This is a genomic window from Prevotella sp. MGM1 (genome assembly GCF_002933775.1).
Taxonomy (GTDB): Bacteria; Bacteroidota; Bacteroidia; order Bacteroidales; family Bacteroidaceae; genus Prevotella.
The window spans coordinates 1-6590 of record NZ_BEWV01000167.1 but is presented as its reverse complement, the minus strand read 5'-3'; the positions used below and the strand labels follow the sequence as shown (position 1 = coordinate 6590).

Sequence of the window (6590 nt, the reverse complement as noted above, 5' to 3'; positions counted from 1 at the left end):
CACATTATACTCTTGATACTCTCTCCCGCCCACCGGAAAAATCCGCTGACCCCGATTTTCGGACTGACCCCGATTTTGTCGTTCGTTGTTAAGAGTGCTTTCTATATACGTACACATGCGTGGGGCTTTCGGCGTTGCTCGTTTCGATAACTTGGGCGATGCCAGAGCCTTTACACTGTGGAACGAGTGACAGGACTGGCTCCACGTTTTCATGTATATATATCAACCATTTGTTAATCATGCCAATATGGTAGCCGTTGGCAAAAAAGAAGAATAGTTGGTATGAGTAGTATAAAAGTTCCAATCACAAAGACGGATAAGGAAGGATTTCAAGTTATAATAGACTTGAATTTATATAGCGAAAAGGCTATAACAGCTACGATTTACAAATACACAGACAAGTTCTTTGTTTATCAGAACACAATGCCTAATGATGATAAACAGGTCTGTGTTATCTTTGAATCAAAAGATGGTGGACTTGACGAGAATATCGTTAAGCAATTCTGCAATGACTTGATTGACCAGCAACTTCGTGAGATTACAACAGAGAAGTATGGGCATGTTCGTGATTTGATAGTAGAAGAAGCATTTAAGCCTATTACAAAAAAATGAGAAGATTTTTATTTTACATTATAGGCTTATTTGTTATTTTCTCTTGTAACAACAAGAAAGATAATAAAGCTAATTCAAGACTTATCTTGAAGCAAACGGCAAAAGACACTTGTCTTACAGATATGGTGAAGTTAACCGCAACTGGCCATAAAGATACGGTTTTACCTCGTAATGAAGCCGAATTACTCCAAAGGTTATGGGAATCGCAGAGAGGTGGTGGCTCATGGCATTCCTCAATAAATGGCTCCCACTATGCGTGTACACACGCTTCACATATGGCACACACTTCACATTACTCAAGTAATTTTTAGAAATAATGAATTCATATACAATACTCCCATTCCGCTTCGCTCGATTTAACGAAGAAGAATATCTTCTATCGAATGATGTTGGAGAATACATATTCCTAAAGAATGACGACTTTCACAAATTCGTCAATGGAGAACTTGACCCGACAAGTGACTTGTTCTATGATATAGAGTCAAAGCAAATAGCTACAACAGACAAGATTGAAGATGTTGTAAGAATGCTTGCAATAAAATTCCGCACAAAGAAGAGTATCTTGGAAGATTTCACTTCTTTGCACATGGTTGTGCCAACTTTGCGCTGCAATTCAAGTTGCATTTATTGCCAGGTGAAAAGATATGAAAGTACTGACCATTCTGCTGATATGACCAAGAAGACGGCAAAGAATATTGTCAAAACGATCTTCATGTCCCCTTCTCCATGTATCAAGATAGAATTTCAAGGTGGTGATCCCTCTACCGATTTTGGAATGGTGAAGTATATCATAGAAGAAGCTGAATGGCAGAACTTATTCAAAAAGCGTGAGTTGGAATTTGTCATCTGCACAAATCTTACTTTGCTCAATGAGAAGATGGTTAAGTACCTAAAGAAGCATAATTGTATGATTTCTACATCTTTGGATGGTCCTAAGGATTTGCATGACACTAACAGACCTCTCCAAAATAAGAATCTTGACCACCATGCCATCTTTGAGAAAAATCTACAGATGATACGTGGAATTTGGGGGAATGATGAATGTGCATCCGCTTTAATGACTACTTCAAAGTATAGCCTCGGAAGATTCAAGGACATCATAGACGAATACATTAGATTAGGTTTCCATAACATCTTCCTAAGAGCATTGAACCCTTACGGTTTTGCAAAACAGCATAAGGACAAGATAGCCTACCCGATAGAAGATTTTGTAAAAAACTACAAAGAGGGGTTAGACTATATCATAGAACTCAACAAAAAAGGAACATTCTTTGTTGAAGGGTATGCAGCATTGCTCCTTCGCAGGATTCTGACTCCTTTCGCGACAGGCTTCGTTGACTTGCAATCTCCTGCCGGTGTTGGCATAGCTGGAGCAATATATGATTATGATGGTAGTGTGTACGTTGCTGACGAAGGAAGAATGATGGCTCGTTTCAAGAACTATTATTTCAGACTTGGCAATGTAAATGAAGATTCATATCAAAGCATGTTCAATGGAGAAAAACTGCATGAGATTATCAACAATGCTTGTAATGAATGTTTGCCAGAGTGCGCAGAATGTGTGTTTCAACCTTACTGTGGTGCTGACCCCGTAAGAAATATGTCAGAACAGGGAGATATGGTTGGGCATCGTCCTACCAATGAGATGTGCAAGAAGAACAAGGCTATCATGCATTATCTTTTTGAACTTCTCCAAAAACACGACCCTGAGATAAACAGAATTTTTTGGTCTTGGATCAAGTAAAAACAACGCATATGAAAAATATATTATTCATCATCGGTATTCTACTCATAAAAATAATTCCTTGTTCTTCACAGAGCAAATCTGATTCTGGATTTGCCCTTGCTATGAATGATGCTGTAGCAGGAAACGCAGAAGGACAATATTTTGTTGGTCTATGTTTCATGACGGGGAATGGAACTTCCACTAACTATGCCAAAGGAATATATTGGCTTAGAAAAGCGGCGTCACACAATCATCCTAAAGCAAAATATAATATAGGAGTGGCTTATAGAGAAGGAAAAGGAGTAGAACGAAATGCAGATTCTGCATTTTATTATGTCGAACAATCTGCCAATTTGGAATATCCTTTAGCTCAATATGATTTAGCTTTATATTATGATAATGGAGAAGTTGTTCCTAAAGATGCTTCCAAGGCTTTCTTTTTATATAAGAAATCAGCAGATAGTGGATGTGTTTATGCAATGTACAATTTAGGTAGTGACTATTATTTTGGCATAGGAACATCTAAAGATGTTGCCTCTGCGCGAAAATATTTTCACGAAGCAGCTTTGAATGGTCATCCAAAAGGTATGTATATGTATGGGAAGTGTTGTTTGCTTGGACTTGGTGGTGATACAAACTATCAAGAAGCATTCAGCTTTACAGAAATGGCAGCTAATAAAGGTGACATTAATGCATTAGATGGTCTTGGGTATCTATACGAAAGAGGTTTAGGCTGTAAAAAAGATATTGATAAAGCTATCTATTATTATCAAATGGCAGCAAATATGGGGTGCAAAGCCTCTATTGATGCACTTAAAAAGTTGAGAAAATGAAACAAATAAAGGCATTAACTTGTTCTAATTCACAAGAGCTTCTTGGGCGAGTAACACTAAATGATAAGAATATATTCAATCGTTCAGCATATATCCTTGTAACCAATGAAAAGAAATTGGCTAAAGGTTATAAGGCCATTGTTTCGACACATGATTTATCGGGAAGTGCATCTACACCATATATCAAAGTTGGCAACATTTCGGACTTCAATGACGGTGATGTCATAAATATCACAACAGATGGAGAGATATGCTTTCTTTATGAATTCAACTCTACATCCAATGCCATTTTTGCAACAGCTCGTTGTAATCATCGTTGCATCATGTGTCCTCAACCTCCAGTGTTGCAGGAAAAAGATAGAACCGATTTTAATCTGGACTTGATAAAACTATTCGATAAGAACACGCAAGAAGTGGGCATTACTGGGGGCGAGCCAACTATGATTGGTGACAGATTATTTGATATAATACGCCAAATAAAGAAATCATGCCCGAAAGCAGCCATAAGCATTCTGTCAAACGGAGTAAAATTCGCTGATATTGACTATGCAGCAAAATTGGCAGCATGCAACCACCATGATTTACAAATCGACATTCCGATATTTTCAGACATTGCCTCTATTCATAATCATATTGTCGGAGCCAAAACCTTTTACAAGATAGTACAAGGTTTATATAATTTGGCACAATTTGGGCAACAGATTGGTTTGAGGGTGGTTATCCACAAACAGACCTATAAGAGATTGCCACAGTTGGCTGATTATATCTACCATAACTTTCCATTTGTCACACAGGTCGCCTTTATGCAGATGGAGACTACTGGCTTGGCAGAAACAAACTTGAAAGATTTATGGATAGACCCATATGACTATAACAACGAGCTTAGAGAAGCTGTGCTTCTACTAAACGACAGAGGTATTACAACGTATATCTATAATGCCCAATTGTGTGTACTTCCACCCGAGTTGCGTCCATTTGCAAAGCAATCAATCAGTGAATGGAAAGATGTTTATCTTCCTGTTTGTGACGGATGTGTACTTAAAGGAGAATGTGGAGGTTTCTTCTCGACAAACAACAATAACATAAGTACACATATCCATAAAATTGAATGTACAAATTCATGTACAGAGTGAATTGTTAACTATATTGTCAAACTTAAAAACGGAGGTATCAATGAAGAGACTAATGTTTTTGCTTGTTTCGGCATTTATCGCAACAACGAGTTATTGCGCCAACGTTTCTGATAACATCATGAACGTATTGGGCAATAATGACGAAACAACACAAATTGAGAAGCAGAAGAACCAGCCTTTGGTTTTACAGAAAGCCATTGACATGGTAAAGAGTTCTCTTGCGGGTCACTATTCGCACAGTTCTCATTCTTCACACAGCTCTCACAGCTCGCATAGTTCACACTCGTCTCACTATTCAAGTCGTTACTAAGGATAGTGATTCGCAAGTTCATTGCGAGTTGTAAAATAATTTGGGAGGGGTGTGTTCGAAATGCACTCCTCCCTTAATATCTTATCTACACAAGCCTTTCCTCTTCATAGGTTTCATCATCTTTGTCGCCTGTCGCAAGCATCGTCTTATCCATTCTATCTCATCTTCGTCCTTCTCACGTCCCCAATCCTTGGTATCGCTATCGCCGCCACCTTGACTTTCTGCGAAGTTGGTTGCCTCATTGATGTAGCCAACATACAGGTACATTGCACAATAGATAATTTTGTCACCATAGTTGATAAAATCCATTGCAAAGCTATCGTCAAATAGGCTGCTGTCGTGAATGCTCGTCATACGTGGATAGATGTCTGCTATCTCTGCCAACGCCTTCATACCAGCCTGCGCCCAAATTTTATTGATCATCTGTTGCTGGTATGAAACAGCTGTTTTTTCAAAATCGGCTTTAATCTCCCTGTTTCTTGCTTCGATGTGGGAGGTGTTCTTCTGTAGCTCATCAAGTTGCAACTTAGCCTGTTCAAGTTTCATCTTCTTGTCGTTCAATTTGTCACGAACATCCCAGAGTTCCTTTCTGGTGGCGGTAATCTTTGCCTTTATCTCAACTGCATCACCAAGATGATTCTTCATGTAATCTTCAAGTTCGGCTATGGTCGCTTGCTTATAAGCTTCTGCTTTCTCCAGATTGCTCACCATAGTCTGCAGAGCCTTGATTTTTGTCTCTGCTTTTGTAATGCTACGATTAAGACCAGAAAGAAGCGTCTTCTTCATGCCTACTTCATTTGACAAAGCGCGGCATTCATCAGCCAACTCCCTGCGATAAGTTTCTGTTGACTTGTGCTTGGCTCCAGTTATGGTGATGTCATCACCACGCTCCAGTCCATACTTTTCATTAACTTCTGCAAGTCGGCTATGAAGTTCACGCATCCTTGTTCTTGCTCGATTCATGTCGTTTCCACCAAAAAGATCTTTTGCGCTCAGTCTGCCGTCCTTTGTAATGGGGACAATGACCGCATGTGCATGAGGATTGAGTTCGTCTAAATGAACAATGAACGAAACGACATTTTCTTCACCAAACTCCCGACAACAAAAGTCATATATGTCCATTGCCCATCTGTCTATGCCACTGCAACTGTCAACATCCCAGTTGTTGCCGTTCTCACTGATTGTCTGGTCGCCAAATGCGAGTTTGCGCATCTGCTCGCGGTTACCACCAAAGACAATGCTCACGGCATGGTTTGATGTGGCATTTACTCTGCCTGTCACTCTGTTCTTGATGGCTTGTTCAATTTTGTCTGTTATGGACTTGCTCTTGTCTATTGGTCCAAGTTCACCACCTTTCGACACCTGAAAGTTAAGTCGGGTGCGACTACGGTCATAGTTGTACTTCGGATCGTTCTCCTTCCTTGAAAAAAGGTCATCGCCCCAATTACGCTGATGCTCATCGCTGACAGCAACGCTGAAAGATTTGACCTTTTGAATGTCCATCATCTGTTTCTTATTATCGCTCATAAAATTGCTTGTTTTAATTGATTGTACATATGAAATTCAGCTTGCTGTACAAATATAATGGCTGTTTGCCCTAATTACTGAGCTTGCTCGGTGTATTAAGCTCCACCCAAGGGATATGTTCGCAAGCGAACTCGTTATAACTGCTGCCAGTAGTGTTATGGCTCTTCTACCAACACCAACCCAAGGCTGTCTATCAGACGCTGGAGTGGCGGATGTTGTTTTATCAGCCTTTGTAGTGCCATATGCGGTGTTTCCGTCATCAATAGGAAGTCGGCAATGTCAAGACCATTGGCTTTCTGTTCTTCCGTAGCATTGTCTTCAAGAATGTTGCTGATGACAACCCTGGAAAAGGCGCGTGAGTTTGACCCCTTCGGGCACGCGGGATTTGCCCCCTCGGGCATAATAAGATTGACCCCTTAAAAGTCCTGGCGGCGGGGGTCAATTTTATT

The 6590-nt window shown here is 39.9% G+C and carries 7 protein-coding genes and 1 pseudogene; 6 read left to right on the top strand and 2 right to left on the bottom strand.

Annotated elements, in window-relative coordinates; genetic code table 11:
* The first annotated feature begins 282 nt into the window (after positions 1–282).
* From hxsD to hxsA2, 6 genes are read left to right on the top strand one after another with little or no spacing between them, the layout of a single operon-like run.
* Complete coding sequence (gene hxsD, locus MoGM_RS06240; protein WP_104369250.1) at positions 283–612, top strand: His-Xaa-Ser system protein HxsD; 330 nt, start codon at positions 283–285, stop codon at positions 610–612.
* Positions 609–923 carry a hypothetical protein gene (locus MoGM_RS12780; RefSeq protein ID WP_146078670.1) on the top strand — a complete coding sequence of 105 codons (315 nt, stop codon included), beginning with the start codon at positions 609–611 and terminating at the stop codon, positions 921–923. The genes hxsD and MoGM_RS12780 overlap by 4 nt, the downstream gene beginning before the upstream one ends.
* A 5-nt stretch (positions 924–928) precedes the next feature.
* On the top strand, positions 929–2356 hold the full coding sequence (hxsB, locus tag MoGM_RS06235) for a His-Xaa-Ser system radical SAM maturase HxsB (RefSeq protein WP_104369249.1): 1428 nt from the start codon (positions 929–931) through the stop codon (positions 2354–2356).
* Between the two features lie 11 nt (positions 2357–2367).
* A complete protein-coding gene (locus tag MoGM_RS06230) occupies positions 2368–3171 on the top strand; it encodes a tetratricopeptide repeat protein (protein WP_104369248.1) in 804 nt (267 codons plus the stop codon).
* Positions 3168–4304: a His-Xaa-Ser system radical SAM maturase HxsC gene (hxsC, locus tag MoGM_RS06225; protein ID WP_104369247.1), complete on the top strand. Its 1137-nt coding sequence runs from the start codon at positions 3168–3170 to the stop codon at positions 4302–4304. The genes MoGM_RS06230 and hxsC overlap by 4 nt, the downstream gene beginning before the upstream one ends.
* 40 nt (positions 4305–4344) lie before the next feature.
* The gene (hxsA2, locus tag MoGM_RS13310) at positions 4345–4614 is read left to right on the top strand and encodes a His-Xaa-Ser repeat protein HxsA2 (protein WP_094881249.1); all 270 of its coding nucleotides are present in this window, start codon (positions 4345–4347) and stop codon (positions 4612–4614) included.
* Between the two features lie 81 nt (positions 4615–4695).
* On the opposite strand, the gene mobV is transcribed toward hxsA2, so the two are convergent.
* Both mobV and MoGM_RS06210 read right to left on the bottom strand, forming a co-directional pair.
* The gene (gene mobV, locus MoGM_RS06215; RefSeq protein ID WP_104369246.1) at positions 4696–6141 is read right to left on the bottom strand and encodes a MobV family relaxase; all 1446 of its coding nucleotides are present in this window, start codon (positions 6139–6141) and stop codon (positions 4696–4698) included.
* Between the two features lie 155 nt (positions 6142–6296).
* Positions 6297–6485, bottom strand: a pseudogene (locus MoGM_RS06210) (hypothetical protein); the annotation flags it as partial.
* Positions 6486–6590 lie beyond the last annotated feature (105 nt).

Bases quoted from the DNA above. Each gene is read 5' to 3' on its own strand.
- hxsD (WP_104369250.1), top strand. From the start codon at position 283: ATGAGTAGTATAAAAGTTCCAATCACAAAGACGGATAAGGAAGGATTT.
- MoGM_RS12780 (WP_146078670.1), top strand. From the start codon at position 609: ATGAGAAGATTTTTATTTTACATTATAGGCTTATTTGTTATTTTCTCT.
- hxsB (WP_104369249.1), top strand. From the start codon at position 929: ATGAATTCATATACAATACTCCCATTCCGCTTCGCTCGATTTAACGAA.
- MoGM_RS06230 (WP_104369248.1), top strand. From the start codon at position 2,368: ATGAAAAATATATTATTCATCATCGGTATTCTACTCATAAAAATAATT.
- hxsC (WP_104369247.1), top strand. From the start codon at position 3,168: ATGAAACAAATAAAGGCATTAACTTGTTCTAATTCACAAGAGCTTCTT.
- hxsA2 (WP_094881249.1), top strand. From the start codon at position 4,345: ATGAAGAGACTAATGTTTTTGCTTGTTTCGGCATTTATCGCAACAACG.
- mobV (WP_104369246.1), bottom strand. From the start codon at position 6,141: ATGAGCGATAATAAGAAACAGATGATGGACATTCAAAAGGTCAAATCT.